Source organism: Actinophytocola algeriensis (genome assembly GCF_014203735.1).
GTDB classification, from domain to species: domain Bacteria; phylum Actinomycetota; class Actinomycetes; order Mycobacteriales; family Pseudonocardiaceae; genus Actinophytocola; species Actinophytocola algeriensis.
In genome coordinates this window covers 294,262-318,157 of the sequence record NZ_JACHJQ010000001.1, presented here as the reverse complement: position 1 = coordinate 318,157, position 23,896 = coordinate 294,262, and the positions used below count along the sequence as shown (strand labels likewise).

The following is a 23,896-nucleotide window of genomic DNA, read 5'->3' as shown; positions in this document are numbered from 1 at the left end:
CGGAAACACACCGGCGCGCACCGGCGACTTCCCGGACATGCTCACCAGACCACCCGGCTTGTCTCCCCCGAGCAGAGACGACGTGCTGGCACAGGGCATCCGGTTCGACCCCGCGAGGTGGCGGCGTCTGCTCCCGGACAGCGCGCTGTGGCCGGCCGAGCTCGACGGCGCGAACGTCGTCACCCGCGAGACCGTGTTCGCGGTCTGCGGCAACGGGGACGTGACGCGCGGGCTGGTCGCCGCGTGCGTGTGGGGTGCCGGCACGGGCGCGCAGTCGGTGCACCGGCGCGCCAAGGTGTTCACCCACAACGAGCTGAACGCACTCGGCTTCCGGCTGGCGGCCGCACTCGAACTGCTCAGGGAGAGCGGCCCGGTCGCCGCGTACGACGCGCTCCGCACCCGCTTCCGGATCGCCTACCTCGGCCCGGCGTTCTTCACGAAGTTCCTCTACTTCGCCGGGTACGACACGGGATCCGAGCCGCGGCCGCTGATCCTCGACCGGTTCGTCGCCAGGGGGCTGGCGGCCGGCTGGCCGAGAACCGGGTGGACCGGCGCGCGGTACGGCGAGTACCTGCGCCACGCCCACGCGTGGGCACACGAGTCCGGCGCCGCACCCGACGCCGTCGAACTGGCGCTCTTCCGCGCGGGGAAGGCCTACCGCTCCGGAAGGTTGTCGCGGTACCAGTCCGGCAGGTAGGCCGCGCCGCGCGGGAAGCGTCACCGGACGGGTCCAGCACCGCGCCGCCGGTCAGCGCCTCAGACGGCCTTCTCCAGTTCCTCGAGCGACTCGTCCAGCAGTCCCAGCAGGCGTTGCAGGTGCGGCACCGTGCGGCGGCAGCCGGTCAGGCCGAACTCCAGGCTGCCCGCGTAGCTCGTCACCGTGATGTTCAGCGCCTGGCCCTCGTACGGGATCGACAGCGGGTACACGCCCTGCATGCGGGCGCCGTTCCAGTACAGCGGCTTGCGCGGGCCGGGGACGTTCGAGATCAGCACGTTGAACGCGGGCGGGGTGATCCGGATCATCCCCGGGATCGTGCCCACGGCGAGCGGGATCAGCGGCAGTGCCGACAGCGCGGTGATCTGCAGGCGGCTCATCCCGTGGTACACCGCCTTGCCCCTGAGCATCGACTCGTGGATGGTCGTCAGGCGGTCGAGCGGCTCGGCCCGGTCCGTCGCCAGGTCGCACAGGATGAGGCCGATCGCGTTGCCGCCAACGGACCTGTCGGTGCGCAGAGACATCGGGATGGCCGCCACCAGCGGTTTCTCCGGCAACGTGCCCAGGTCGAGCATGTACTTCCGCAGCGCGCCGGAGCACATGGCCAGCATGACGTCGTTCATGGTCGTGCCCGTGGCCTTGAGCACCGCCTTGATGCGGTCGAGCGGCCAGCCCTGCGCGGCGAACCGGCGGGCGCCGGTGATCGGCACGTTGAACATCGACCTCGGGGCCTGGAACGACAGCGTCGCCGACTGTTCGCGGAACGCCTCGTTGACCAGCTTGACCGTGGCGGCGCCGAAACCGCGCACCTCCTTGGCCAGCTCGGTGACGGCGCGGACCGGGTCGAACGCCGAGTCGTGGTCGCGGTCGCGCGGCGCGGAGCCGAACACGTCGGTGCGCACGCGCGGGGACCACGGCGGCCGGACGGCCATGTCCGACGGGTCCTCCGACAGGGAGCTCTGCAGCAGCCGCAGCGCCGACACCCCGTCGAGCAGCGCGTGGTGCGCCTTCGTGTAGGTGGCGAAACGGTTGCCCTGCAAGCCGTCCATCACCGTGAACTCCCACATGGGACGGTGCCGGTCGAGCAGGTAGCCGTGCAGCCGCGACGTCAGCTCCAGCAGCTCACGCACCCGGCCGGGCCGCGGCAGGCCCGACAGCCGGACGTGGTACTCGAGGTCGAGGTGGTCGTCGCCGGTCCACGCGAACTGGCCGACGCTGCCGACCGGGCCGCGCGGGCGGCGGCGGAACAGCGGGCTGACGTCCACAAGCGACAGCAGTTGCCGGTGGAACTCGCTGACGTAGTCGGGGCCCGCGCCGTCCGGCAACTCGAACAGCTGCAGCCCGCCGACGTGCATCGGGTGCTCGCGGGACTCGGCGAGCAGGAACATCGAATCCGTCACCGGCATGATGGCCATCGGGAACCTCCTGTCCGAACCCTAGTCCCTGAAGGGGAACGAGATGCGCCTTCTCGTCGCGACCACCGCCAACGACGGGCATTTCGGGCCGATGGTCCCGTTCGCGTCCGCCTGCCGCCGCGCCGGGCACGAGGTGCTGGTCGCCGCGCCCGCGTCGTTCGCGGAGTCGGTGGAGCGGGCGGGCTTCCCGTGCTGGCCGTGCCCGGACGTCGACCCGGACGAGCGAGCGAGGTTCATGGAACGGTTTCTCGCGGCGCCACCGGCGGAGCGGAACGACGTCACGGTGACCGTGGGCGGGGAGATGGGTGCCCGGTCGATCCTGCCGGGGATGCTGTCGGCGATCGACGAGTGGCGGCCGGATGTCGTGTTGCGGGAGGTCGGCGAGCTGGGGTCGGCGGTCGCGGCCGAGCTGCGCGGGGTGCGGACGGTGCAGATGCTGATCGGGCTGTCGAAGTTCCTCGGGTTCACCGCGTCGCTCGCCGTGCCCGCGCTGGCCGGGTTGCGGTCGTCGCTCGGGCTGGACGGGCCCGGGGAGCGGCTGTTCGACGTGCCGTCGCTGAGCCTGTTGCCGGAGTCGTTCGAGGAGCCGGGCGGGCCGTCCGCGCACCGGTTCCGTACGCCGGTGCCGGCGGCGACGTCGGAGTGGGGTCCGCTCGTGTACGTCACCTTCGGAACGGTCGCCGCGCGGGTACCGTTCGCGGCCGCCGCGTTCCAGACGGTGGTGGAGGCAGTGGCGGACCTGCCGGTGCGGGTGCTGGCGACGGGCGGGGAGGTGTCACCGGTGCCGCCGAACGTGCGGGTGGAGCGGTGGGTGCCGCAGCACGACGTGCTGGCGTCGGCGGTGGCGATGGTGTGCCACGGCGGGACGGGGACGGTGCTCGGCGGACTTGCCGCCGGGGTGCCGATGGTGGTGGTGCCGCAGTTCGCGGACCAGCCGGACAACGCCGCGCGGGTGGCGGCGACCGGGGCCGGGCTGGTGGTGGGTGCGGGTGAGGACCGGCCCGCGACGGCGGACGAGGTGCGGGCGGCCGTGGAGAGGGTTCTTGACGGGTACTCCTACCGGGTGGCGGCAGCGCGGTTCCGGGACGAGATCGCCGCGCTGCCGCCGGTGGACGAGGCGGTGGGGTTGATCATGGGTGGTGCGTGAGGCTTGGCCTCCGGCCCCCGGCTGCCGGGGTCCCATGGGGCACCGACGGTTTCGGTCCACAGCTCACGGGTGCTGGCTGCTCACCGAGATCACCTCGCCCGTCAGGTAGGACGCGTAGTCGCTGGCCAGGAAGACCATCACGTTCGCGACCTCCCACGGTTCCGCCGCCCGGCCGAACGCCTCCTTCGACGCCAGTTCCGCCAGTAGCTCCTCGCTGGTCACCTTTGCCAGGAACGGGTGTGCGGCCAGGCTCGGTGCCACCGCGTTCACGCGGATCCCGTGCGACGCGACGTCCATCGCCGCGCAGCGGGTCAGTGCCATCACGCCCGCCTTCGCCGCCGCGTAGTGGGACTGGCCCTCCTGTGCTCGCCAGCCCACCACCGACGCGTTGTTCACCACCGCGCCGCCGCCCTGCGCGACCATCTGTTTGAGTGCCGCCCGGGTGCACCGAAAAGTGCCGTTCAGCGTCACGTCCAGCACGCGGGACCATTCGTCGTCGGTCATGTCCAGTATCGAGCTGGTGCCGCCGAGACCCGCGTTGTTGATCATCACGTCCAGGCGGCCGTACTCCGCCACCGTGCCGTGGATCAGGGCCTGTACCTGGTCCTCGTCCGTCACGTCGCACGGGATCGCGTGGGTGCCCAGTTCCGCCGCCGTCTTCGCCAGCCTGCGCTCGTGCCAGTCGCTGATCACCACCCGCGCGCCCTCCTCGACGCACCGGCGGGCCACGGCCGAGCCGATGCCCGTGCCCGCGGCGGCCGTGACCACCACGACCTTGTCCCGCAACAGGTCGTGTCCCGTCACGCGCGTGCCTCCCTCGGCAGGCCGAGCACGCGCTCGGCGATGATGTTGCGCTGGATCTCGTTGGAACCGCCGTAGATGGTGTCCGCGCGGGTGAACAGGAACAGCCGCTGCCACTCGGAGAGGTCGTCGCCGGTCGCCATGCCCGCCGCGCCCAGCACCTCCATCGCCAGCTCGCCCAGGCCCCGGTGCCAGTTCGCCCACACCAGCTTCGTGACCGAGGCGCCCTCGCCGTCGATGGTGCGCAGTGCGTGCCAGCGCATGACGTCCAGGCCGATGCGGGCTCGTGTCAGCTTCTCCCGCATGACCGGGTCGTCCAGCACGCCGGTGTCCCGGGCCAGGGTGATCAGGGCATCCAGTTCGCGGCGGAAGCCGACCTGCTGCCCGAGCATGGCGGCGCCGCGTTCGAAGCCGAGCGTCGTCATCGCCACCCGCCAGCCGTCGCCTTCCTCGCCGACCAGGTGTGTCGTGCGGGCCGACGAGAAGAACACCTCGTTGAACTCCGAGCCGCCGGTCAGTTGCTCAATGGGACGTACCTCGACACCGGGCTGGTCCATCGGCACCAGCAGGTACGACAGACCCGCGTGCCGCTTCGAACCCGGTTCGGTCCGGACCAGCGCGAAGCACCACTGGGCCAGGTGCGCGAGCGACGTCCAGACCTTCTGCCCGGTGATCACCCACTCGTCCCCGTCGCGCACCGCGGACGTCGACACCGACGCCAGGTCCGAGCCCGCGCCCGGCTCCGAGTAGCCCTGGCACCACAGTTCGATCACCTGCCTGATCGGCGGCAGGAACCGTTGCCGCTGCTCAGGTGTGCCCAGCGCGATCAGCGTCGGCCCCAGCAACTCCTCGCCGAAGTGGCTCACCCGCGCGGGTGCGGCCGCCCGCGCGTACTCCTCGTGGAAGACGACCCGCTCCTCGATCGACGCGCCGCGGCCGCCGTGCTCGGGCGGCCAGCCAAGGCAGGTCCAGCCCGACTCGGCCAGGTGGCGGTCCCACTCGATGCGCTCGTCGAACGCCTCGTGTTCGCGGCCCGGCCCGCCCAGTCCGCGGAGCGCGGCGAAGTCGCCGGACAGGTTGTCGGCCAGCCATTCGCGCACCGTCGCGCGGAACTCCTCCAGCGGCGTCACGGGTGTTAGCCTACCAAGCAATTGCTTTGGTAGGAGGCAGCGTGGCCGACAGGGTTGTCCGTTACGAGGTCGCCGGGCCCGTGGCGACCGTGACCATGAACCGTCCCGAGTACCGCAACGCACAGAACTCGGCGATGACCTACGCGCTCGACGCCGCGTTCACGCGCGCGGTCGACGACGACGAGGTCAAGGTCATCGTGCTGGCGGGCGAGGGCAAGCACTTCTCAGCCGGGCACGACATCGGCACACCGGGCCGCGACGTCGACACCACGTTCGACCGCAAGGCCGTGATGTGGTGGGACCACGTCGGCAAGCCGGGCGGCGACGGGCGCTACGCCCGCGAGATGGAGGTCTACCTCGGGATGTGCCGCCGCTGGCGGGAGATCCCCAAGCCGACGATCGCGATGGTGCAGGGCGCGTGCATCGCGGGCGGGCTGATGCTCGCGTGGGTGTGCGACCTGATCGTGGCGTCCGACGACGCGTTCTTCTCCGACCCGGTGGTGCGCATGGGCATCCCGGGCGTGGAGTACTTCGCGCACCCGTGGGTGCTCGGCCCGCGCGCGGCCAAGGAGTTCCTGTTCACCGGCGACCGGTTCGGCGCGGCCCGCGCGTACGAGCTCGGCATGGTCAACAAGGTCGTCCCGCGCGACGAGTTGCGCAAAGAGACAGAAGAGGTGGCAGGGCGGATCGCCGCCATGCCACGGTTCGGGCTCGCGCTGGCGAAGCGCGCGGTGAACCAGGCCGAGGACCAGATGGGCCTGCGCGCGGGCATGGACTCCGTGTTCGGCCTGCACCACTTCGCGCACGCGCACAACGCGGAGACCTCGACGGACTCGCTCGGTGGCCTGGACGCCCGGTCGATGAGGAACGCCAGTGGATCTTGACCTGGACGCGAAGACCCTCGAGTTCCGCGACGAGGTGCGGGACTGGCTCGCCGAGCACGTGCCCCGCGACCCGCTGCCGCCCATGGACTCCGACGAGGGCTTCCCCCTGCACCGGGAGTGGGAACGCGGGCTCGCGGAAGCCCGCCTGTCCGCGGTGACCTGGCCGTACGAGTACGGCGGCCGTGACGCGTCGCTGCTCGAGTGGCTGGTGTTCGAGGACGAGTACTACGCGGCAGGCGCACCGTCGCGGGTCAGCGCCAACGGCATCGCGCTGCTCGCGTCGACGTTGTTCGCGTTCGGCACCGACGAGCAACGCGACCGGGTCCTGCCGCGCATGGCCCGCGCGGACGACATCTGGGCGCAGGCGTGGTCGGAGCCGGAGGCGGGCAGTGACCTGGCGGCGGTGCGCAGCAGAGCCACGAAGACCGACGGCGGCTGGCTGCTCAGTGGCCAGAAGACGTGGAGCAGCCGCGCGAGCCACGCCGACCGCGCGTTCGGCCTGTTCCGCAGCGACCCCGGGGCGCAACGGCACCGCGGACTCACGTACTTCATGTTCGACCTGCGCGCCGACGGCGTCACGGTCCGTCCGATCCAGCAACTCGACGGTGTCCCCGGCTTCGCGGAGATCTTCCTCGACGACGTGTTCGTCCCCGACGACGACGTGCTCGGCGCACCTGGCGAGGGCTGGCGGGTCGCGATGACCACGGCGGGCAACGAACGCGGCCTGACACTGCGCAGCCCCGGCCGGTTCATGGCGGGCGCCGAGCGGCTCGTCGACCTGTGGCACGCGAACCCCGACCCGCGCGTCGCCGACCGGGTGACCGACGCGTGGATCGGCGCGCAGGCCTACCGCCTGTACACGCTCGGCACGATCAGCCGCCTCGCCGAGGGTGGCACGCTCGGCGCCGAGTCGAGCGTGAACAAGCTGTTCTGGTCCGAGCTGGACGTCGCGCTGCACGACACCGCGCTCGACCTGCTCGGCGCGGACGGCGAACTGGCCGGGCCCCGGCCGCCGGGCTGGCAGTCCGGGCACCTGTTCGCCCTGTCCGGCCCGATCTACGCGGGCACCAACGAGATCCAGCGCAACGTCGTCGCCGAGCGGGTGCTCGGCCTGCCGAGAGGTGACCGATGAGGTTCGCGCTGAGCACCGAACAGAAGGAGCTGGCCGCGAGCGTGCACGCGCTGCTGTCCTCGGCGGACCTGCAGGCGGTCGCCGCGCGGTGGGCGGCCGGGGACCACGAACCCGGCCTCGACCTGCTCGGCAGGCTCGCCAAGATCGGCGTGACCGAGCTGGCGGAGTTCCCCGTCGAGCTGGTCGTCGTGTTCGAGGAGCTGGGCAGGCACGCGGTGCCCGGCCCGCTGATCGAGTCCTACGCGGTCGCCCCGGCCCTCGGCATCACCGGCGACCTCGCGACCGTCGCGCTGCCGCCGCACGTCCCGTACGCACTGGACGCGGATGTCGCCGCCCCGTACGTGGTCGACGGCGACGCGGTGTGCCGCGCCGAGGTCGGCGCCCCGCTCACCTCGGTCGACCCGGCGCGGCGGCTGTTCGAGGTCCGGCCCGGCGAATGGGTGGGCACGGCGAGCGACGAGGCGCTCGACGTCGGCATGCTGTGCCAGTCGGCCCAGCTGATCGGCCTCGGCCGCGGGCTGCTGGACCGGGCGAGCGAGTACGTCACGCAGCGGCGGCAGTTCGGCCGGCCGGTCGGCGAGTTCCAGGCGGTCAAGCACCACCTCGCGAACGTGCTGGTGGCGCTCGAGTTCGCGCGCCCACTCGTGCACGCGGCCGCGGTCACCGGCGACACCAGGGACATCTCGGCGGCCAGGGTCGCCGCGGCCGACGCCGCCTGGCTCGCCGCGCGGGCGGCGCTGCAGGTCCACGGCGCGATCGGCTACACCCGCGAGCACGCCATGTCGTGGGCGCTGCTGAAGGTCAAGGCGCTGCGCTCGGCGTGGGGCACGCAGACCTGGCACCGGCGCCGGGTGCTCACTTCGCTGCGGAGTCGATGAGCAGCGTCCCCGCGACCCTGGTCACGCGGATCGTCCTGTGCTCGGTCTTCGGGCCGCCCGCGGTGGTGTAGGTGACGTCCACCGGCACGGTCACCGAACCGTCGGCGTTGGGGGTCACCCCGTTCGCGTTGGCGGAGGACACCGCCGTGAACTGCGACCAGTACTGGTTGAACGCGTCCTGGCCGCCGAACTGCGCCTGCCCGTGTGCGGTCAGCATCGCCCAGCGCGCGGCGGCGTTCTGGACGTCGCCGAAGTAGTTGATCACCAGTTGCCCGGCCTGGGAGTAGTCGATGGGACCGGCCGGGTCGGGTGGGAGCGGGCCAGGGTCCGACGCGTTCGAAGCGTCGTCGGACGGCTCGGTCGTCTCGTCCGGATCCTCGGTCTGGGTCTGGGACCGCGACGTGCCGCCGCCGGTCTGCGACGTGCCGCCGCCCGCCTGACGGGTGCCGCCAGGCTCGTCCTTGTTGGTGAGCATGAGCACCGTGAACAGCGTCCCTGCCAGCACGACCAGGGCGACCGCACCCACGATGACCAGGTTCTTCCGCGACGGACCGGCCTGCGGCGCCGCGCTGGGCGGCCTCGTGAACGCGGCGGTCGGCTGTGCGGGCACGATCGGCCGCGGCGGCGTCGGGTTCGCGGCGATCACCGGCCGCGGCGGCGTCTTGGGTGCCTGGCGGGTGGCCGGCACCGGCAGCGGCTCCGTGGTCGTGCTCGCGAGCGCTGCCGCCGCCTCCTGCATGCTGGGTCGCTCGGTCGGGTCCACGCGCATGAGGCTCATGAGCGTCGGCGCCAGCGGGCCCGCGTTGCGGGGCGGCGGCACGTTGCCGGACGCGACCGCGTGCAGCAGCGCGAGCGGGTTGGTGTTGGTGCCGAACGGCGGCCGGCCCTCGACCGCGTGGTAGAGCGTCGAACCGAGGGAGAACACGTCGGAGGCGCGGGACGACTCGTCGCCGCGGGCGATCTCCGGCGCGAGGTAGGCGGGGGTGCCCGCGAGCATGCCGGTCTGCGTGGTGACCGTGCCGTCGTCCAGCGCGCGGGAGATGCCGAAGTCGGTGATCTTCACCGTGCCGTTCTCGGCGAGCAGGATGTTGCCCGGCTTGATGTCGCGGTGCGCGATGCCGACCGCGTGCGCGGCGGCGATGGCCTCCGCGACCTGCGCACCGATCTCCGCGGCCTCGGCCGGGGTCAGCGTGCCGCGTTCCTCGAGGACCAGCGACAGGCTCTTGGAGGGCAGGAACTCCATCACGAGGATCGGGTCGCCCTCGTGCTCGGCCACGTCGAACAGGGCGATCGCGTTGCGGTGCTGGAGGCGCGCGGCGATCCGGGCCTCGCGCATGGCCCGCCTGCGGGTCTCCTCGGTCATGGACTCGGACAGCGCGTAGCGGACGACCAGCCTCTTGATCGCGACCGTGCGACCGAGCCGTTCGTCCTGCGCCTTCCACACGACGCCCATGGCGCCGCTGCCGACCTGTTCGATCAGTCGGTAGCGGCCGGCGACCAGTGCACCCTTCTCGATGACCAACGACTCCTTGTATGGATTCGGACCAGGCCCCCGACCTGAGCCCTGAGGATATCGAATGCACCTGATCGGGCTACGTCCTAGGCAACCAAGCAATCGTTTGGTTGAATGAACGGGTGACCTCCGAGCAGGACGCGCTGCGCGACACCGTCCGCCGGCTGCTCACCCGCGAGTCGGACACCCGTGCGGCGATGACGTCGTCGTCCGGTCACGACGAGAAGCTGTGGGCACGGCTGACCGCACTCGGGCTGACCGCGCTGGCGGCCCCGTCGACCTGCGACGCCACGTTCCTCGACACCAGGGTCGTGCTGTCCGAGCTGGGCCGGTGCCTCACGCCGGGACCGTTCCTCGGCTCGGTGGTGGCGGCCGCGGCGGCCGAGTCGGCAGGCGCGGGCGAGCTGCTGGCGGACATCGCCGAGGGCGCGATCACGTCGCTCGTCTGGGGCCCGTACGCGTTGAACGCGCAGGTCGCGGACGTCTTCCTGCTGCCGGGCGACGACGGGCTGTACGCCCTGTCCCGCTCGGACGTGGAGATCACGGCCGCGGGTGGCATGGACCCGACCCGCAGGCTGGCGACCGTGTCCCCGGTCGGCACCGGCCGGTTGCTCGGCGTGCCGGACCTGGACCGGGTGCGGGCCGTGGCGTGTGCGGCCCTGTGCGCCGAGTCGGCAGGCGCGGCGGCGCGGTGCCTGGAGCTGACCGTGGACCACACGAAGCAGCGCACCCAGTTCGGCCGCCCGATCGGGTCGTTCCAGGCGCTGAAGCACCGGATGGCCGACCTGCACGTGCTGGTGGAGACCGCCGAGTCGGCGTCGGTGGCTGCCGCGCGGGCCGTGGTGACCGGCGACGACCTCGCGCACACCGCGGCGACCGCGGCGGTGTGGTGCACGGAGGCGTTCACGCAGGTCGCGGCGGAGATGATCCAGCTGCACGGCGGCATCGCGATCACGTGGGAGCACGACGCGCACCTGTACTTCAAGCGGGCGCACGGCAACACGCACCTGTTCGGCTCGCCGCGCGAGCACACCGCACGCCTCGGCGCCGAACTGGGTCGCTAGTCGTGCCGCGGCACACTGGTCGCCCTTCGGTGTGACACGCCTGAATCCGGGGAGGCGGACCGGTGCAACCTCCCGCGCCCGCGCCGTGTGTGAGGGGTATGAGCCCGCGCGACAGAAGCGACGACGAGCGCTTCCACGTGTTCGCGACCCGGTCGACGGCGTCGCTGACACGACTGGCCTACCTGCTCTGCGGTGACCAGCACCTCGCGCACGACCTCGTGCAGACCTGCCTGATCAGGCTGTACCAGGCGTGGCCGAAGGTGCGGGACAAGAACGCCGCGGACCCGTACGCCAGGAAGGTGCTGCTGCGGTGCTGGCTGAACGAGCGGCGCCGCCCGTGGCGCCGCGCCGAGGCGCGGGACGGCTACGTCCCCGACACGCCGGCACCGCAACGTGACCCCGCCGGGGTCGTGCACCTGAAGGAAGTCATCCGGGTCGCGCTCGCGAAGCTCCCGCCTCGCCAACGCGCCGCGGTGGTCCTCCGTTACTGGTCACAGCACACCGTGACCGAAACGGCCGCCATCCTGCGGTGCTCGGAAGGGAACGTGAAGAGCCAGTCCGCCCGAGGCCTCGCCGCGCTGCGCACCGCGCTGGCCGGACTGGACGCCGAGGCGCTCGAGGAGCTGAACTCATGACCGACGACATCACCCGCGTCCTGGCCGCACTGGCCGACGAAGCACATCCAGCCCCGGTCGACTCCCACACCGTCATCCAACTGGCGGCGGCGCACACCCGGGCCCGCCGCGCCGTCTACACGGCCGCGTTCGCCACCCTCGTCGCCATCGGCGCGCTCACCGTGGCTATCGGGGCGGTGCGGGACCCCACCGCCACCGGCCCGGCCACCTCGACGACCTCGACGACCTCGAAGACCTCGACGCCCGCCCCGACCACGAAGCCGACCAGCCCCACGTCGGACGAGGGCATCCGCCAGCCCGCGACCCCCGAGGAGAACGCGGTCCGCAAACCGCGGCTCCAGGCCGACATCATCGCGGCGTTCGACCGGATCCTCCCGGCCGGGTGGGACCACAGCACCTTCGGGTTCGGCTGCGACCAGACCGGCTGCTGGACCGACGGCGACATCATCGACGACATCGGCAACTTCAACATCCACGTCTACGTCGGCAAGGACTTCGGCCAGTCACCCTGCATGGCACCGAGCTGCGTCCGGCGCGAAACCCTGCCCGACGGCACCGAGGTGAGCTTCTTCAAGAACACCGACGACGATCCCATCCCGGGCATGGAACCCATGGAGCGCAGGGGCTTCAGCGCCTTACGCCCCGACGGCACCGATGTCCACTTCACCGCGGAATGGCCGACCTCGAGGGAGGCCCCCGCGGTGACCGACGACGAATGGATCGAGTTCGCGACCGTGTTCACCTACTGAGCCAGTCGAGGACCAGTTTCGCGACCGCGTCCGGTTGTTCGAGGTGGAGGAAGTGCCCGGCCCTGGGCAGGATCTCCACCTCGGACCCGGGCGCGAGCCCGTCGTGGATGTCGACGAAGTAGCGCGGGTCGATGCAGCCGTCGTCGCCACCGCCCAGCACCAGCAACGGTTTCGACGCCGCCGCCTCGGTGCGGCCGCCGTGGTCGACGAGCGCCGGGTCGAACCGGCTCGGGTCGAAGTTCGCGCGGTAGATCTTCAGCACGTTGTCGAGGTACTTCTCGTCGCCGTACATCTCGTGGATCCGTTCCTTGTGCGCGGCGTCGAGCACCAGCCGCGGCGACCAGGTGGACCACAGGTGGTCGATGAGCTTGCGGTCGGTGTTGAGGACGGCCTCCGCGACGCCCTCGACCGCGAACAGGAACAGGTAGAACGACCGCTGCAGCTGTGCCGGGTCCTGGAAGAGCTTCGTGAGCGCCGCGGGTGGCGGCACGGCGAGCGTGACCCCGCGGTTCAGCCGGTCCGGCCACGCGGCGGCGACCCGGCCCACCATGCCGGCGCCGATGTCGTGGCCGATCATGTCGACCGGCCCGCCCAGCGCGTCGGCGACCGCGGCCGCGTCGGCGGCGAGCGTGATGCTGTCCGAGTAGGTCAAGGCGTCGGCCGTCGACGGGTGGAAACCCCGCAGGAACGGCATGATCACGCGGCGGCCGCTCGTCACGAGGTGCTGCGCCAGCGGCGCGAACGTCATGGGGTGGTCGGGGAAGCCGTGCCAGCACACGACGACCGGGCCGTCACCGGCCGCGAGCGCGGGGAAGTCCAACCGGCCCGTCCTGATCACGATCTCCTGGATATCCACCTCGCCGAGGTTAGATCCAGTCGTCGTGGCGGGACCAGGTGATGAGGTTGTCGAGGATGCCCGGCGTCGGCTCGGCGGGCTCGGTGACGGTGTACGCGCCGCGGTGGAACAGCAGCGGGCGCTCGTCCCGCTGGTCACCGAGCGTGGTGACCCGGCCGATGACGACGAAGTGGTCGCCCGCCTCGTGCACGTCCTCGACCGCGCAGTCGAGCCAGGTCAGGACACCCGCGAGGATCGGCGCGCCGGACGGTGCCGGCGCCCAGGGCACGCACGAGAACTTGTCGGCGCCCGCCTTCCCGAACGTGGCGGACACGTCCTGTTGCGCATGGGCGAGCACGTTCACGCAGAAGTAGCCGTACGCCTCGATGTGCGGCCACGTGCGTGAGGTTCGCCCAGGGCAGAACAGGACGAGCGGCGGATCGAGCGACAGCGCCGCGAACGACTGGCACGCGAACCCGACCGGTTCCGCGTCGCGCATGGCGGTCACGACCGTGACGCCGGTGCAGAAGTTGCCCAGCGCCTTGCGGAACCGCGCAGCGGCAATCCCCGGGGAGCGATCCCCAGGGCCCCCGGCCGGCGTGCGCACCGCTACCGCGCGCCGATCGAGAAGTCGTGGCCCCACAACGAGACCGCGGTGCTCTCCCGCGCGATCCACGCCTCGTCGTCGACCTGGCGGCCCTCGCAGCCGAACTCGACGTCGAACCCACCGGGCGTCTTCATGTAGAACGACAGCATCAGGTCGTTGACATGCCTGCCGAGCGTGGCCGACATGGGCACCTTGCGACGCAGCGCGCGGTCGTGGCACAGGCCGACGTCGTCGGTGTTCTCGACCTCGACCATGAGGTGCACGATCCCCGACGGTGTTGGCATCGGCAGGAACGCGAGGCTGTGGTGGCGCGGGTTGCAACCGAAGAACCGCAGCCACGCCGGGTCGCCGTCAGCCGGGCGGCCCACCAGCTGCGGTGGCAGGCGCATCGAGTCGCGGAGCCGGAACCCCAGGACGTCACGGTAGAAGGCGAGCGCCTCCGCATCGTCCCGTGTGGACAGCACGACGTGGCCGAGGCCCTGTTCTCCGGTGACGAACCGGTGCCCGTACGGGCTGACGACCCGCCGGTGTTCCAGCGCCGCGCCGTGGAAGACCTCGAGGGTGTTGCCGGACGGGTCCTCGAACGTGATCAGCTGGTCGACCCGCCGGTCCCTTTTCTCCTCCGGCGTGCCTTCCTTGTACGGCACCCCGGCGGCCTCGAGACGGCCGCAGACCTCGCCCAGCTCGCCGACGTTCGCGACCTCCCAGCCAGAAGCTGACAGCCGGTCGGCATCGCCGGGTACGATGACCAGTCGAGCCGGGAAGTCGTCCATGCGCAGGTAGAGCGCGTCGTCGCGGGTGCCCTTGCCCTCGACCATGCCGAGGACCTTGAGCCCGAACACCCGCCACGCCTCGATGTCGGTGGCCTCGACGCGCAGGTAGGCAAGGGACCGGATGCCCATCACTCGCTCCCGATGAAGTCCATGGCGATGCGGTTGAACTCGGCGAACTTCTCGAGCTGCGCCCAGTGTCCACATCGGCCGAACACGTGCAGCTGTGCCCGGGGGATCAGTTTCAGCGCCGTGAGCGCGCCGTCGAGCGGGTTGACCCGGTCCTCGCGGCCCCACACCAGCAGGACGCGCTGCCGCAGCCGGTGTGCCTCCCGCCAGAGCATGCCCTCCTCGGGATCCGCCGCGAACGACGCACCCATGGATGCCATGGCCCGCAACGACTCCGGGTCGCTCGCCACGGCATAACGCTCGTCGACCAGCTCGTCGGTGACGAGCTTCGGGTCGTACACCAGCGTCCGCAGGAAGTCCGCGAGCTTCTCCTTCGACGGCCCGGGCGGCGCCCCGAACCGGTACAGCTTCTTGACCCCCTCGGTCGGGTCGGGCGCGAACACGTTCAGTCCCAGCCCGCCGGGCGCCATGAGCACGAGCCGTCCCGCGCGGTCGGGGTAGCGCAACGCGAACCTGACGGCTGTGCCGCCGCCGAGCGAGTTCCCGACGAAGTGCGCCTTCTCGATGCCCACCTCGTCGAAGAACTTCAGCAACGCGTCGGCCGAGAACGTGAAGTACTGGCTCGTGATCTCCGGTTTGTCGGACGCCCCGAAACCCGGCTGGTCCACGACGACCGTCCGGTACCTCCCGGCGAACACGGGGAGGTTGCGCCCGAAGTTGCTCCACCCGGACGCGCCCGGCCCGCCGCCGTGCAACATGACGACGGTCTCGCCCTCGCCCGCCTCGTAGTAGTGCAGACCCGCGCGCGTGTCCTCTGTCGGCTGGGTCATATCCAGGCGTCCTGCACCTTGAGCCCGAGCTGCTCCTGCCCGTACATGACGAGGGCTTTCTCCGGGTCGTTGATGGCGTGCACGCGGCCGGCGTGCGCGTCGCGCCAGAAGCGCTGGATCGGCGTGCCGACCTTCAGCGCGCGGCCGCCCGCGCTCTCGAAGAGCCGGTCCACGGCCGCGATCGCGGCGCTCGTGGCGTTGACCTGGTCGCGCCGGGTCTGCACTCGCAGCGGGAACGGGATCTTCTCGCCCGCGGTCGCGTACCGCATCTCCTCGTCGAGGTTCCGCTCGATCTGCAGCACCGCCGTGTCGATCTTGCTGGCCGCCTCGGCGATGCGGAGCTGGTTGAACGAGTCGTCGGCGGCCCGCCCACCAGTGGAGGCCCTGACCCGCTCCCGGGTGTGGGTGACGTAGGCGTCGTAGGCGCCGGTGGCCATCCCGACGACGGGCACCGCGATGGAGCAGGAGAACACGGACGCGAACGGCAGCTTGTAGAGCGGCCCGGTGTTGACCTCCTGCCCCGGCCCCCGGCACTTCCCGGTCTCCATGAAGCTCAGCGTCCGGTACTCGGGCACGAACACCTTCTCGACGATGATGTCGTTGCTGCCGGTGCCGCGCAGCCCGATGGTGTCCCAGACGTCGTCGATGCGGTAGTCCGAGCGCGGGAGCAGGAACGTGCGGAAGTCCGTCGGGGTCCCGTCCTCGCCGAGGACCAGGCCACCGAGGAAGACCCAGGTGGCGTGGTCGCACCCGGACGAGAAGCTCCAGCGCCCGGTGAACTCGAACCCGCCGTCCACGGGTTTCGCCCGCCCCATGGGCGCGTAGCTCGAGGAGACGCGCGTGTCGTCGTCCTCGCCCCAGACCTCCTGCTGAGCGCGGTCGTCGAACAGCCCCAGCTGCCAGGGGTGGCACCCGAGCACGGCCGCCACCCACCCGGTGGACCCGCAGGCGGACGCGATCATCCGGACGGCCCGGTAGAAGTCGTTGGGGTGCGCCTCGAGCCCGCCGTAGCGGCTGGGCTGCAACAGTTTGAAGAACGCGGCCTCCTGGAGCGCCTTGATCGACTCCTCGGAGATCCGGCGCGCGTCCTCGGTGTCCTGAGCCCGCTCCCGGAACACCGGAAGGAGCTCCCGCACAGCGTCAAGCACCTGTTCGCTCACGCGCCCAGACTAGAACACGTTCTCGTTTCTGTCGATCCTGACACTGCCTGTGGACAACTGTGACGCCCCTGTGGACAACCGTTTGGCGACCCGGTCATGGCTGGTGCAAGCTGGCGCGGCAACACCTGATCTCTCCACAGGACGGACTGTGTGTGATCAAGCTCGAAGACCGCGTCACCAAGCTGGAGCGTGAGATGGTCGAAGTACGCAGGGACCTGGTCGGCACCATCCGCACGGAACTGCGCGCGCACATCAAGACCCTCGAAGCCCTGCGCGAGAACCAGCTCGAGATGGGCGCGAAGATGGATCGGGAGTTCGCGAATGTGCGAACCGAGATGCGAACCGAGTTCGCGAACGTTCGAGCCGAGATGCGGGAAGGCTTCACCAAGATCAATCTCGGCATGTCCCAGATGACGGCCTTGCTGAACATCGCCATCGGGAGGGACGAACCGACGAACTAGACGATCTTCGCTGCGTGCCGGCCCGCCCTGCGGCCTGAGAACACGCAGTCCGCCAGGGACAAGCCGCTCACGTAGGAGTTCGAACAGATCCCGACCGCGGTGCGGCCCGCGGCGTAGAGGCCCGGCACGTCCAGCACCTGCCCCGTCTTCTCGTCGACCACCAGCCCGCCCAGGGTGAGCATCGGGCACGGATAGCCCAGCCGGGGTCCGTACGAACAGTCGATCAACGCATACGGCGCCGCGAGTGGCGCCACCAGTTCAGGCAACTTTCCGAACGCGTCCTCCCCGCGCCCGTACGCGGCCACCGTCGCCGCCAGGCCGGCCGGATCGACGCCCGACCTGCGCGCCACCTCCTCCACCGATGGTCCGCGAACCAGCGCGACTCGCAGGAGGTAGTGCGCCGAAAGTCGTTGGAACCACAGGGTTTCCCGCCGGATCTGGCGCCGGGCGTCCCGCAGGATCGTCTCGTCCACCAGCAGCCACGCCTTGCCACCGCGCTCCCGCACCAGCCGCGACCCGATGGCCGCCCCGTACGACGACTCGTCGACGAACCGGGAGCCCGACGCGTCCACGAGTGCCCCGCGCAGCAACGCCGACGGCGGGGTCAGGAAACGCCAGGCCGACACCGTCGACATCCGATCGGTGACGCCGCCGACCGACTCACCCAGGCGGATGCCACTGCCGTCGTCACCCTGCGTACCGAGCGGAAGCCCACCGCGGAACTCGGGCGCGTGCGCACGCACCATCGCCCGGTTGTTCACGAACCCGCCCGCCGACAGCACCACCCCGCGCCGCGCCCGGATCCGGACCACCCGCCCGCGACGGTCCTCCAGCGCCGAGATCCGCCGGTGCAGTTTCCGCGCGAAACCGGGGATGTACAGGCCGGGCTTGGTGGCGTAGCGGTGCAGCACCGCGTGCCACCGCGACCGCAGCGTCCGGCACTCGACCCCCACCACCCGGCCGTCCTCGACCACCAGCGACGTCGCCGTCGTCTGCGGCAGCACGCGGACCCCGGCCGCCCTGGCCGCCGAGGCCAGCGCCGCGAAGAACACCCGGCCGGAGGTCCCCCGGCCGTGGGTCCGGTGCCCGCGCGGCGCGGGTGCGGCGGACGACCGGTACGGCCACGCGTTCTCGCTGCCCGAGTAGTACAGGTAGTAGTCGTTCGTCGGGTACGACGTCTTGTAGGGGCAGACGGTCGAGTCGAACGGCACGCCCGCCTCGGTCAGCCAGTCGACCATGTCCGCGCTCGACGCGCAGAACTCCCGCAGCGTCGCGTCGGACACCACGTCGCCGACCTCTTGTCGCAGGTAGACGGCCATGTCGTCGACCGTGTCGACCACGCCGGCCGCCTTCTGGACCGACGTGCCGCCGCCCGCGTAGACGATCCCGCCTGACACCGCCGTCGCGCCGCCGCCGGTGAACCGGTCGATGGCCAGCACGGACGCACCCGCCCGCGCGGCCTCCAGCGCGGCGCACGCGCCGGCCCCGCCGAAACCCACCACGACCACGTCCGCGTGCTCGTCCCACTCCAAGGGCATGGCAAAAACTATAACCTGTTCTAGTATGAGTCCCATGAACGAGTACGACGTGGTCGTTGTCGGCAGTGGAGCGGCCGGCATGACCGCCGCGCTGACCGCGGCCCACCACGGCCTGCGCACCGTGCTCATCGAGAAGGCGCCGCGTTTCGGCGGTTCGACCGCCCGCTCCGGCGGCGGGGTCTGGATCCCGAACAACGACGTGCTCCTCGCCGAGGGCGTGCCCGACACGCCGGAGCAGGCCCGCGCGTACCTCGCCCACATCACCGGCGACGTCGTCGAGGACGCCATGCGCGCCGCGTTCCTGGCACACGGCCCGGTGATGCTGCGGTTCGTCCTCGCCAACACCCCGCTGCGCATGCGCTGGGTGAACGGCTACGCCGACTACTACCCCGAGGCACCCGGGGGCCTGACGACGGGTAGGTCGCTGGAACCACGGCCGCTCAACGCGGCCGTGCTCGGCGACGAGCTGGCACACCTCGAACCCCCCTACCTCAAGGCACCAACGGGAATCGCGGTCACGCAGGCCGACTACCGGTGGATGAACCTCGTCGCCCGGCACCCGCGTGGGATGCTCCGCACGGCCCGCGTCGCTGGTCGCCGCATGCTCTCGCTCGCCATGGGCAGGCGACTGCTCACGATGGGACAGGCACTGACGGCCGGCCTCCGGGCCGGTCTGTCCACTCTCGACGTACCGGTGCGCCTGTCGACACCGATGACCGGGCTGATCGTGGAGCACGACCGCGTCGTCGGCATCGAGACCGAGTCGGGCCCGATCCGCGCGACGAGGGGCGTGCTGCTCGCGTCCGGCGGTTTCGAGCGCAACGAGCGGATGCGCAAGGAGTACCAGCAGGCACCCATCGGTACCGAATGGACGGTAGGTGCGGAGGACAACACCGGCGACGGCATCGAGGCGGGCATGCGGCTGGGCGCCGCGATCGCGCTGATGGACGACGCGTGGTGGGGCCCGTCGATCATGCTGCCGCGCGGACCGTACTTCTGCCTGGCCGAACGGAGCCTGCCCGGCTGCATCCTCGTCAACGAGCGGGGCGAGCGGTTCGCCAACGAGGCGGCGCCCTACGTGGACGCCGTGCACGCGATGTACGAGACCGGCAGCGTCCCGGCGTGGCTGATCGCCGACCAGACCTACCGCAACCGGTACATCTTCGCCGGCCTCGGGCCGCGGCAGCCCTTTCCGGGCCGCTGGTACAAGGCGGGCACCGTGCGGCGCGCGCCGACGCTCGCGGACCTGGCGAAGGAGATCGAGGTGCCGCCGGACGCGTTGCTGGACACCGTGACCCGGTTCAACGGGTTCGCGGAGTCCGGTGTGGACAGCGACTTCCACCGCGGCGACAGCGCGTACGACCGGTACTACGGCGACCCGCGCAACCGGCCGAACCCGAACCTCGCGCCCCTGACCAGGGCCCCGTTCTACGCGATCCGGATCGTGCCCGGTGACCTCGGCACGAAGGGCGGGTTGCGTACGGACACCTCGGCGCGGGTACTGCGTGAGGACGGCACGGTGATCGAGGGACTGTACGCGGCGGGCAACGCGAGCGCGCCGGTGATGGGACGCACGTACGCGGGACCGGGCGCGACACTCGGCCCGGCGATGGTGTTCGGGTACCTGGCGGCACTCGACATGGGAGCGAAGCAATGACAAGTGGTTTTCGCACGATCGATGTCGGCGCCCCGCGCGAGCGGTTCGCCCGCGGCTGGCACTGCCTCGGGCTCGCGGAACCGTTCCGCGACGGCAAACCGCACGCGATCGAGGCGTTCGGCACCAAGCTCGTCGTGTTCGCGACCGGGGACGGCACGCTGAACGTGCTCGACGCGTACTGCAGGCACATGGGCGGCGACCTGACGCAGGGCACGGTGAAGGGCGAGGCCATCGCATGCCCGTTCCACGACTGGCGCTGGTCAGGTAACGGCAAGTGCGTGCAGATCCCTTACGCCAAGCGGATTCCGCTGCGCGCGCGGACCCGGTCGTGGCTGACGCTCGAACGCAACAAGCAGCTGTTCGTGTGGCACGACCCGGAAGGCAACCCGCCACCCGAGGACGTGGTGATCCCCGAGGCACGCGGCGCGTCCGGCCCGGAGTGGAGCGAGTGGACCTGGGACACCGTGCGGATCGACGGCTCCAACTGCCGCGAGATCATCGACAACATGGTCGACATGGCCCACTTCTTCTACATCCACTTCGCGTTCCCGACGTACTTCAAGAACGTGTTCGAGGGCCACGTCGCCACGCAGTACCTGAACTCGCGCGGCAGGCCGGACGTCTCGGCCGGGTCGTACTCGGCCGACGACGTGACGCTCAAGTCGGAGGCGTCGTACTTCGGGCCGTCCTACATGATCAACGACCTGTGGCAGGACTACCACGGCACGACCATCGAGACCGTGCTGATCAACTGCCACTACCCGGTCAGCGCCGACTCGTTCGTCCTGCAGTGGGGCGTGAGCGTGAAGAAGCTGCCCGGCCTGCCCGCGGACAAGGCGGACAAGGTGGCCGCGAAGCTCGCGAAGAGCTTCGGTGTCGGGTTCCTGCAGGACGTCGAGATCTGGCGGAACAAGACCCGCATCGACAACCCGCTGCTGTGCGAGGAGGACGGCCCGGTCTACCAGCTGCGGCGGTGGTACGAGCAGTTCTACGTCGACGCCGCGGACGTGACCGAGGAGATGACACGGCGTTTCGAGTTCGAGGTGGACACGACCCGCGCGAACGAGGTCTGGGAGCAGGAGGTCGCGGAGAACCTCGCACGTCAGGAGGCCGCGGGATGACCTCCTCCTCGTCGTGGGCGAAGGCACCTCCGCACACCGACCCGATCGGCACGCTCGCGGACGAGCACGAGTTCCTGAACTCGGGCCTGACACCCGTCAGGTGCGCGGCGTGCACGACAGAGGTCCTGGTGCGCAAGGCGAGCCGGATGCAGATGAGCATCCAGTGGCAGTCCTCGCCTGCCGACTCGTGTCCCGAGTTCGCCTCACGGGTGTCAGCGGGCGAGCTGTCGGCACGGATCGACACGTGCCCCACGCTGCGGGAGGCGATCGAGAAAGCCGTCGCGGCAGGCGTGGTGGCGGTGCCGGATGAGTGAGCTCGCGAACGAACCATGGAGGCCGAGACGGGCCGGAGCCAGCGAGGGGCCGTCGTGACCGAGTCCTACCTGCTGCGGGTCCGCGAGGTCGTCCAGGAGACACCTGACGCCTGTTCGGTTGTCTTCGACTCGCCCGGCTTCGATTACCGTCCCGGTCAGTTCCTGACGCTGCGGATCCCGAGCGACCGCTGCGGCTCGGTGGCCAGGTGCTACTCGCTGTCCAGCTCCCCGCACACCGACGACGCACTGCGGGTCACGGTCAAGCGCACCGCCGACGGTTACGGCTCGAACTGGATCTGCGACTCGGTCACCGCGGGCGACGAGCTGGAGTCGCTGGCACCCGCCGGGATCTTCACCCCGTCGTCACTGGACGAGGACCTGTTGCTGTTCGCGGCGGGCAGCGGCATCACCCCGGTGATGTCGATCGTGAAGTCCGCACTGGCGTCAGGTAGCGGCCGGGTCGTGCTCGTGTACGCCAACCGCGACGACCGGTCGGTGATCTTCGCCCGTGCGCTGGCGGCGCTGGCGGCCGAGCACCCGTCCCGCCTGGTGGTGCACCACTGGCTGGAGTCGGTGCAGGGCCTGCCCACGGCCGCCGCGCTGACCGAACTGGCCCGCCCGTACTCGGGGCACGAGGTGTTCATCTGCGGCCCGGCCCCGTACATGACAGCCGTCAGGTCCGCACTGTCCACTCTGGACGTACCACGCACGCGCGTGCACCTCGAACGGTTCAAGTCACTTGGCGCGAACCCCTTCGAGAAAGCGGCGCCCGTGACCACCGGCTCCGCCCGCACCGCGGCGGTGAAGGTCACACTGGACGGCACCGAACACCAGTTCGACTGGCCTGCTGACACGAAGCTGCTGGACCTGCTGCTGGACCGCGGGCTGGACGCGCCGTACTCGTGCCGGGAGGGTGCGTGCAGTGCGTGTGCGTGCCGGCTGGTGTCGGGCGAGGTCAAAATGCTGAACAATGACGTTCTCGAGGAGGAGGACCTCGCGGACGGCATCCGGCTGGCGTGCCAGTCCCTGCCGGTGACGGACGAGGTCGAGATCAGCTACGAATGAGGTGCGGATGCCCATCGACCCGGACGTCGCCGTCGGCGCGGACCTCGGGAAGACCGAGTTCGCGTGGACCAGCACGGACGTGCTGCTGTACCACCTGGCGGTGGGCGCGGGCGGACACCCGACGGAGGCGTCCGAGCTGAAGTACGTCCTCGAGGACAGACTCCAGGTCCTCCCCACGTTCGGGGTCGTCGCCCCCAACTTCCGGATGTTCGAGCCGCCCGCGGTGTCCTTCCCCGGCATCGACATCGACCTGTCGAAGGTCCTGCACGGCACCCAGTCGATCACCGTCCACGCCCGCCTGCCCGTAGCCGGGCGAGCCACGTCCCGCGCACGCATCGCGGACGTGTGGGACAAGGGCAAGGCGGCGGTGATCGTCCAGGAGGCCGAGGTCGTCGACCTGGCCGGCGCTCCACTGTGGACAACGACAACCGGCATCTTCGCCCGCGGCGAGGGCGGTTTCGGCGGCTCACGCGGTCCCGCGCTACGCCTCCCACCGCCGGTCGGCGCCCCGGACATGGTGGTGGAGCTGCCGACGCTGCCCCAGCAGGCGCTCCTGTACCGCCTGTGCGGCGACCGCAACCCCCTGCACGCGGACCCGTCGTTCGCGGAGAAGGCGGGCTTCGACCGCCCGATCCTGCACGGCCTGTGCACGTACGGCATGGTCTGCAAGGCCATGGTGGACGAGATGCTGAAGGGCGACGTGACAGCCGTCGGCTCGTTCTCGGCACGCTTCTCGGGGGTGGTCTTCCCCGGCGAGACCCTGCGAGTCCGCATGTGGGAGACGGACAAGGGCTACCAGGCCACGACAACGTCCATCAACCGCAACGACGCGGTAGTACTGGACGAAACGATGCTCACGGTCCGATGAGCGTCAGCGTCGAGTACTACTTCTGGTCGGACCTACCGCTACCCGAACTGACCGAGAAGGTGAGCGCGCCGCTGGGCTGCGGCCCGCCCCTGGAGGACAGGCTCTTCCTGGGCACCCGACTGACTCTGGAACGGTACGAGGAGGAAAACGACGGCGCGCTGGACTTCGAGTCGTACAACCACTCGATCTCCCTCCTCACCTCCGGCGGCAAGTTCCGCCCGACCCAACTGCCGACGATGCTGTCGGTGGTCCGGGTGCTGCAGGAACTGTTCGGGTACGAGGGCATGCTCGTGTACGACCTGTGCATCCTGCTGGCCAAGTACGACAAGGCCTTCGTGGACACCCTGTCAGGTACCAGCCTGACCGACTACCCGGCCCACCTGGCGGCGGTGGTGAACCGCCTACCGGAGAAGCACGGCCTCCACAGCTCAGCCGCCGGTTCCGCCGAACGAGGGATCGATGACGGGTGAGCCTTCGG

Annotated in this window: 25 protein-coding genes; 15 read left to right on the top strand and 10 right to left on the bottom strand. The window is 70.7% G+C overall.

The window, feature by feature from the left end:
• Positions 1 to 82: 82 nt before the first annotated feature.
• On the top strand, positions 83 to 697 hold the full coding sequence (locus FHR82_RS01505) for an 8-oxoguanine DNA glycosylase OGG fold protein (protein WP_184808394.1): 615 nt from the start codon (positions 83 to 85) through the stop codon (positions 695 to 697).
• Between the two features lie 59 nt (positions 698 to 756).
• Here the strand turns inward: FHR82_RS01505 and FHR82_RS01500 are convergent, their stop codons facing one another.
• Entirely contained in the window at positions 757 to 2,130 is a 1,374-nt protein-coding gene (locus FHR82_RS01500; RefSeq protein ID WP_184808393.1) for a WS/DGAT/MGAT family O-acyltransferase, read from the bottom strand.
• Positions 2,131 to 2,173: 43 nt separating this feature from the next.
• Here FHR82_RS01500 and FHR82_RS01495 point away from each other — a divergent pair, with 43 nt between their 5' ends.
• Positions 2,174 to 3,277 (top strand): glycosyltransferase, encoded by a 1,104-nt coding sequence (locus FHR82_RS01495; protein WP_184808392.1) that lies wholly within the window; start codon positions 2,174 to 2,176, stop codon positions 3,275 to 3,277.
• Between the two features lie 63 nt (positions 3,278 to 3,340).
• Here FHR82_RS01495 and FHR82_RS01490 read toward each other — a convergent pair whose 3' ends face one another.
• Both FHR82_RS01490 and FHR82_RS01485 read right to left on the bottom strand, forming a co-directional pair.
• Positions 3,341 to 4,081 carry an SDR family oxidoreductase gene (locus FHR82_RS01490; protein ID WP_184808391.1) on the bottom strand — a complete coding sequence of 247 codons (741 nt, stop codon included), beginning with the start codon at positions 4,079 to 4,081 and terminating at the stop codon, positions 3,341 to 3,343.
• Positions 4,078 to 5,208: an acyl-CoA dehydrogenase family protein gene (locus FHR82_RS01485; protein ID WP_184808390.1), complete on the bottom strand. Its 1,131-nt coding sequence runs from the start codon at positions 5,206 to 5,208 to the stop codon at positions 4,078 to 4,080. The genes FHR82_RS01490 and FHR82_RS01485 overlap by 4 nt, the downstream gene beginning before the upstream one ends.
• A gap of 41 nt (positions 5,209 to 5,249) precedes the next feature.
• On the opposite strand from FHR82_RS01485, the gene FHR82_RS01480 reads away from it, so the two are divergent.
• From FHR82_RS01480 to FHR82_RS01470, 3 genes are read left to right on the top strand one after another with little or no spacing between them, the layout of a single operon-like run.
• Entirely contained in the window at positions 5,250 to 6,092 is an 843-nt protein-coding gene (locus tag FHR82_RS01480; protein WP_184808389.1) for an enoyl-CoA hydratase, read from the top strand.
• Positions 6,082 to 7,224 carry an acyl-CoA dehydrogenase family protein gene (locus FHR82_RS01475; RefSeq protein WP_184808388.1) on the top strand — a complete coding sequence of 381 codons (1,143 nt, stop codon included), beginning with the start codon at positions 6,082 to 6,084 and terminating at the stop codon, positions 7,222 to 7,224. The genes FHR82_RS01480 and FHR82_RS01475 overlap by 11 nt, the downstream gene beginning before the upstream one ends.
• Entirely contained in the window at positions 7,221 to 8,102 is an 882-nt protein-coding gene (locus FHR82_RS01470; protein WP_184808387.1) for an acyl-CoA dehydrogenase family protein, read from the top strand. The genes FHR82_RS01475 and FHR82_RS01470 overlap by 4 nt, the downstream gene beginning before the upstream one ends.
• Here FHR82_RS01470 and FHR82_RS01465 read toward each other — a convergent pair.
• On the bottom strand, positions 8,080 to 9,624 hold the full coding sequence (locus tag FHR82_RS01465) for a serine/threonine-protein kinase (RefSeq protein WP_225943979.1): 1,545 nt from the start codon (positions 9,622 to 9,624) through the stop codon (positions 8,080 to 8,082). The genes FHR82_RS01470 and FHR82_RS01465 overlap by 23 nt on opposite strands.
• A 113-nt stretch (positions 9,625 to 9,737) precedes the next feature.
• Here FHR82_RS01465 and FHR82_RS01460 point away from each other — a divergent pair, with 113 nt between their 5' ends.
• From FHR82_RS01460 to FHR82_RS01450, 3 genes are all read left to right on the top strand, one after another.
• Positions 9,738 to 10,679, top strand: coding sequence for an acyl-CoA dehydrogenase family protein (locus FHR82_RS01460; protein ID WP_311770817.1), 942 nt, complete (start codon positions 9,738 to 9,740; stop codon positions 10,677 to 10,679).
• Positions 10,680 to 10,777: 98 nt separating this feature from the next.
• Entirely contained in the window at positions 10,778 to 11,314 is a 537-nt protein-coding gene (locus FHR82_RS01455) for a SigE family RNA polymerase sigma factor (RefSeq protein ID WP_184808386.1), read from the top strand.
• Complete coding sequence (locus tag FHR82_RS01450) at positions 11,311 to 12,063, top strand: hypothetical protein (RefSeq protein WP_184808385.1); 753 nt, start codon at positions 11,311 to 11,313, stop codon at positions 12,061 to 12,063. The genes FHR82_RS01455 and FHR82_RS01450 overlap by 4 nt, the downstream gene beginning before the upstream one ends.
• On the opposite strand, the gene FHR82_RS01445 is transcribed toward FHR82_RS01450, so the two are convergent.
• Genes FHR82_RS01445 through hsaA form a run of 5 tightly spaced genes read right to left on the bottom strand, consistent with a single transcriptional unit; the run spans position 12,053 to position 16,394 of the window.
• A complete protein-coding gene (locus tag FHR82_RS01445; protein WP_184808384.1) occupies positions 12,053 to 12,919 on the bottom strand; it encodes an alpha/beta fold hydrolase in 867 nt (288 codons plus the stop codon). The genes FHR82_RS01450 and FHR82_RS01445 overlap by 11 nt on opposite strands.
• A 10-nt stretch (positions 12,920 to 12,929) precedes the next feature.
• The gene (gene hsaB, locus FHR82_RS01440; RefSeq protein WP_376706378.1) at positions 12,930 to 13,505 is read right to left on the bottom strand and encodes a 3-hydroxy-9,10-secoandrosta-1,3,5(10)-triene-9,17-dione monooxygenase reductase subunit; all 576 of its coding nucleotides are present in this window, start codon (positions 13,503 to 13,505) and stop codon (positions 12,930 to 12,932) included.
• Positions 13,506 to 13,507: 2 nt separating this feature from the next.
• Positions 13,508 to 14,407: an iron-dependent extradiol dioxygenase HsaC gene (hsaC, locus tag FHR82_RS01435; protein WP_184808383.1), complete on the bottom strand. Its 900-nt coding sequence runs from the start codon at positions 14,405 to 14,407 to the stop codon at positions 13,508 to 13,510.
• The gene (gene hsaD, locus FHR82_RS01430) at positions 14,407 to 15,234 is read right to left on the bottom strand and encodes a 4,5:9,10-diseco-3-hydroxy-5,9,17-trioxoandrosta-1(10),2-diene-4-oate hydrolase (RefSeq protein WP_184808382.1); all 828 of its coding nucleotides are present in this window, start codon (positions 15,232 to 15,234) and stop codon (positions 14,407 to 14,409) included. Before hsaD ends, hsaC begins: the two co-directional genes overlap by 1 nt.
• The gene (gene hsaA / locus FHR82_RS01425; RefSeq protein WP_184808381.1) at positions 15,231 to 16,394 is read right to left on the bottom strand and encodes a 3-hydroxy-9,10-secoandrosta-1,3,5(10)-triene-9,17-dione monooxygenase oxygenase subunit; all 1,164 of its coding nucleotides are present in this window, start codon (positions 16,392 to 16,394) and stop codon (positions 15,231 to 15,233) included. Before hsaA ends, hsaD begins: the two co-directional genes overlap by 4 nt.
• Before the next feature lie 152 nt (positions 16,395 to 16,546).
• Here hsaA and FHR82_RS01420 point away from each other — a divergent pair, with 152 nt between their 5' ends.
• On the top strand, positions 16,547 to 16,855 hold the full coding sequence (locus FHR82_RS01420) for a hypothetical protein (RefSeq protein WP_184808380.1): 309 nt from the start codon (positions 16,547 to 16,549) through the stop codon (positions 16,853 to 16,855).
• Here the strand turns inward: FHR82_RS01420 and FHR82_RS01415 are convergent.
• Complete coding sequence (locus tag FHR82_RS01415; protein WP_184808379.1) at positions 16,852 to 18,393, bottom strand: FAD-binding protein; 1,542 nt, start codon at positions 18,391 to 18,393, stop codon at positions 16,852 to 16,854. The genes FHR82_RS01420 and FHR82_RS01415 overlap by 4 nt on opposite strands.
• A 25-nt stretch (positions 18,394 to 18,418) precedes the next feature.
• Here FHR82_RS01415 and kstD point away from each other — a divergent pair, with 25 nt between their 5' ends.
• Genes kstD through FHR82_RS01385 form a run of 6 tightly spaced genes read left to right on the top strand, consistent with a single transcriptional unit; the run spans position 18,419 to position 23,888 of the window.
• Positions 18,419 to 20,050, top strand: a complete 1,632-nt coding sequence (kstD, locus tag FHR82_RS01410) for a 3-oxosteroid 1-dehydrogenase (RefSeq protein ID WP_184808378.1) — start codon at positions 18,419 to 18,421, stop codon at positions 20,048 to 20,050.
• Complete coding sequence (locus FHR82_RS01405; RefSeq protein WP_184808377.1) at positions 20,047 to 21,171, top strand: 3-ketosteroid-9-alpha-monooxygenase, oxygenase component; 1,125 nt, start codon at positions 20,047 to 20,049, stop codon at positions 21,169 to 21,171. Before kstD ends, FHR82_RS01405 begins: the two co-directional genes overlap by 4 nt.
• Positions 21,168 to 21,485 carry a hypothetical protein gene (locus tag FHR82_RS01400; protein ID WP_184808376.1) on the top strand — a complete coding sequence of 106 codons (318 nt, stop codon included), beginning with the start codon at positions 21,168 to 21,170 and terminating at the stop codon, positions 21,483 to 21,485. Before FHR82_RS01405 ends, FHR82_RS01400 begins: the two co-directional genes overlap by 4 nt.
• Before the next feature lie 54 nt (positions 21,486 to 21,539).
• A complete protein-coding gene (locus FHR82_RS01395) occupies positions 21,540 to 22,550 on the top strand; it encodes a 2Fe-2S iron-sulfur cluster-binding protein (protein ID WP_376706377.1) in 1,011 nt (336 codons plus the stop codon).
• Positions 22,551 to 22,557: 7 nt separating this feature from the next.
• Entirely contained in the window at positions 22,558 to 23,418 is an 861-nt protein-coding gene (chsH3, locus tag FHR82_RS01390) for an enoyl-CoA hydratase ChsH3 (RefSeq protein ID WP_184808374.1), read from the top strand.
• On the top strand, positions 23,415 to 23,888 hold the full coding sequence (locus FHR82_RS01385; RefSeq protein ID WP_184808373.1) for a hypothetical protein: 474 nt from the start codon (positions 23,415 to 23,417) through the stop codon (positions 23,886 to 23,888). The genes chsH3 and FHR82_RS01385 overlap by 4 nt, the downstream gene beginning before the upstream one ends.
• The last annotated feature ends 8 nt before the right edge of the window (positions 23,889 to 23,896 follow it).

Bases quoted from the DNA above. Each gene is read 5' to 3' on its own strand.
- FHR82_RS01500 (WP_184808393.1), bottom strand. From the start codon at position 2,130: ATGGCCATCATGCCGGTGACGGATTCGATGTTCCTGCTCGCCGAGTCC.
- FHR82_RS01495 (WP_184808392.1), top strand. From the start codon at position 2,174: ATGCGCCTTCTCGTCGCGACCACCGCCAACGACGGGCATTTCGGGCCG.
- FHR82_RS01470 (WP_184808387.1), top strand. From the start codon at position 7,221: ATGAGGTTCGCGCTGAGCACCGAACAGAAGGAGCTGGCCGCGAGCGTG.
- FHR82_RS01455 (WP_184808386.1), top strand. From the start codon at position 10,778: ATGAGCCCGCGCGACAGAAGCGACGACGAGCGCTTCCACGTGTTCGCG.
- FHR82_RS01450 (WP_184808385.1), top strand. From the start codon at position 11,311: ATGACCGACGACATCACCCGCGTCCTGGCCGCACTGGCCGACGAAGCA.
- hsaC (WP_184808383.1), bottom strand. From the start codon at position 14,407: ATGGGCATCCGGTCCCTTGCCTACCTGCGCGTCGAGGCCACCGACATC.
- hsaD (WP_184808382.1), bottom strand. From the start codon at position 15,234: ATGACCCAGCCGACAGAGGACACGCGCGCGGGTCTGCACTACTACGAG.
- FHR82_RS01415 (WP_184808379.1), bottom strand. From the start codon at position 18,393: ATGCCCTTGGAGTGGGACGAGCACGCGGACGTGGTCGTGGTGGGTTTC.
- kstD (WP_184808378.1), top strand. From the start codon at position 18,419: ATGAGTCCCATGAACGAGTACGACGTGGTCGTTGTCGGCAGTGGAGCG.
- FHR82_RS01405 (WP_184808377.1), top strand. From the start codon at position 20,047: ATGACAAGTGGTTTTCGCACGATCGATGTCGGCGCCCCGCGCGAGCGG.
- FHR82_RS01400 (WP_184808376.1), top strand. From the start codon at position 21,168: ATGACCTCCTCCTCGTCGTGGGCGAAGGCACCTCCGCACACCGACCCG.
- chsH3 (WP_184808374.1), top strand. From the start codon at position 22,558: ATGCCCATCGACCCGGACGTCGCCGTCGGCGCGGACCTCGGGAAGACC.
- FHR82_RS01385 (WP_184808373.1), top strand. From the start codon at position 23,415: ATGAGCGTCAGCGTCGAGTACTACTTCTGGTCGGACCTACCGCTACCC.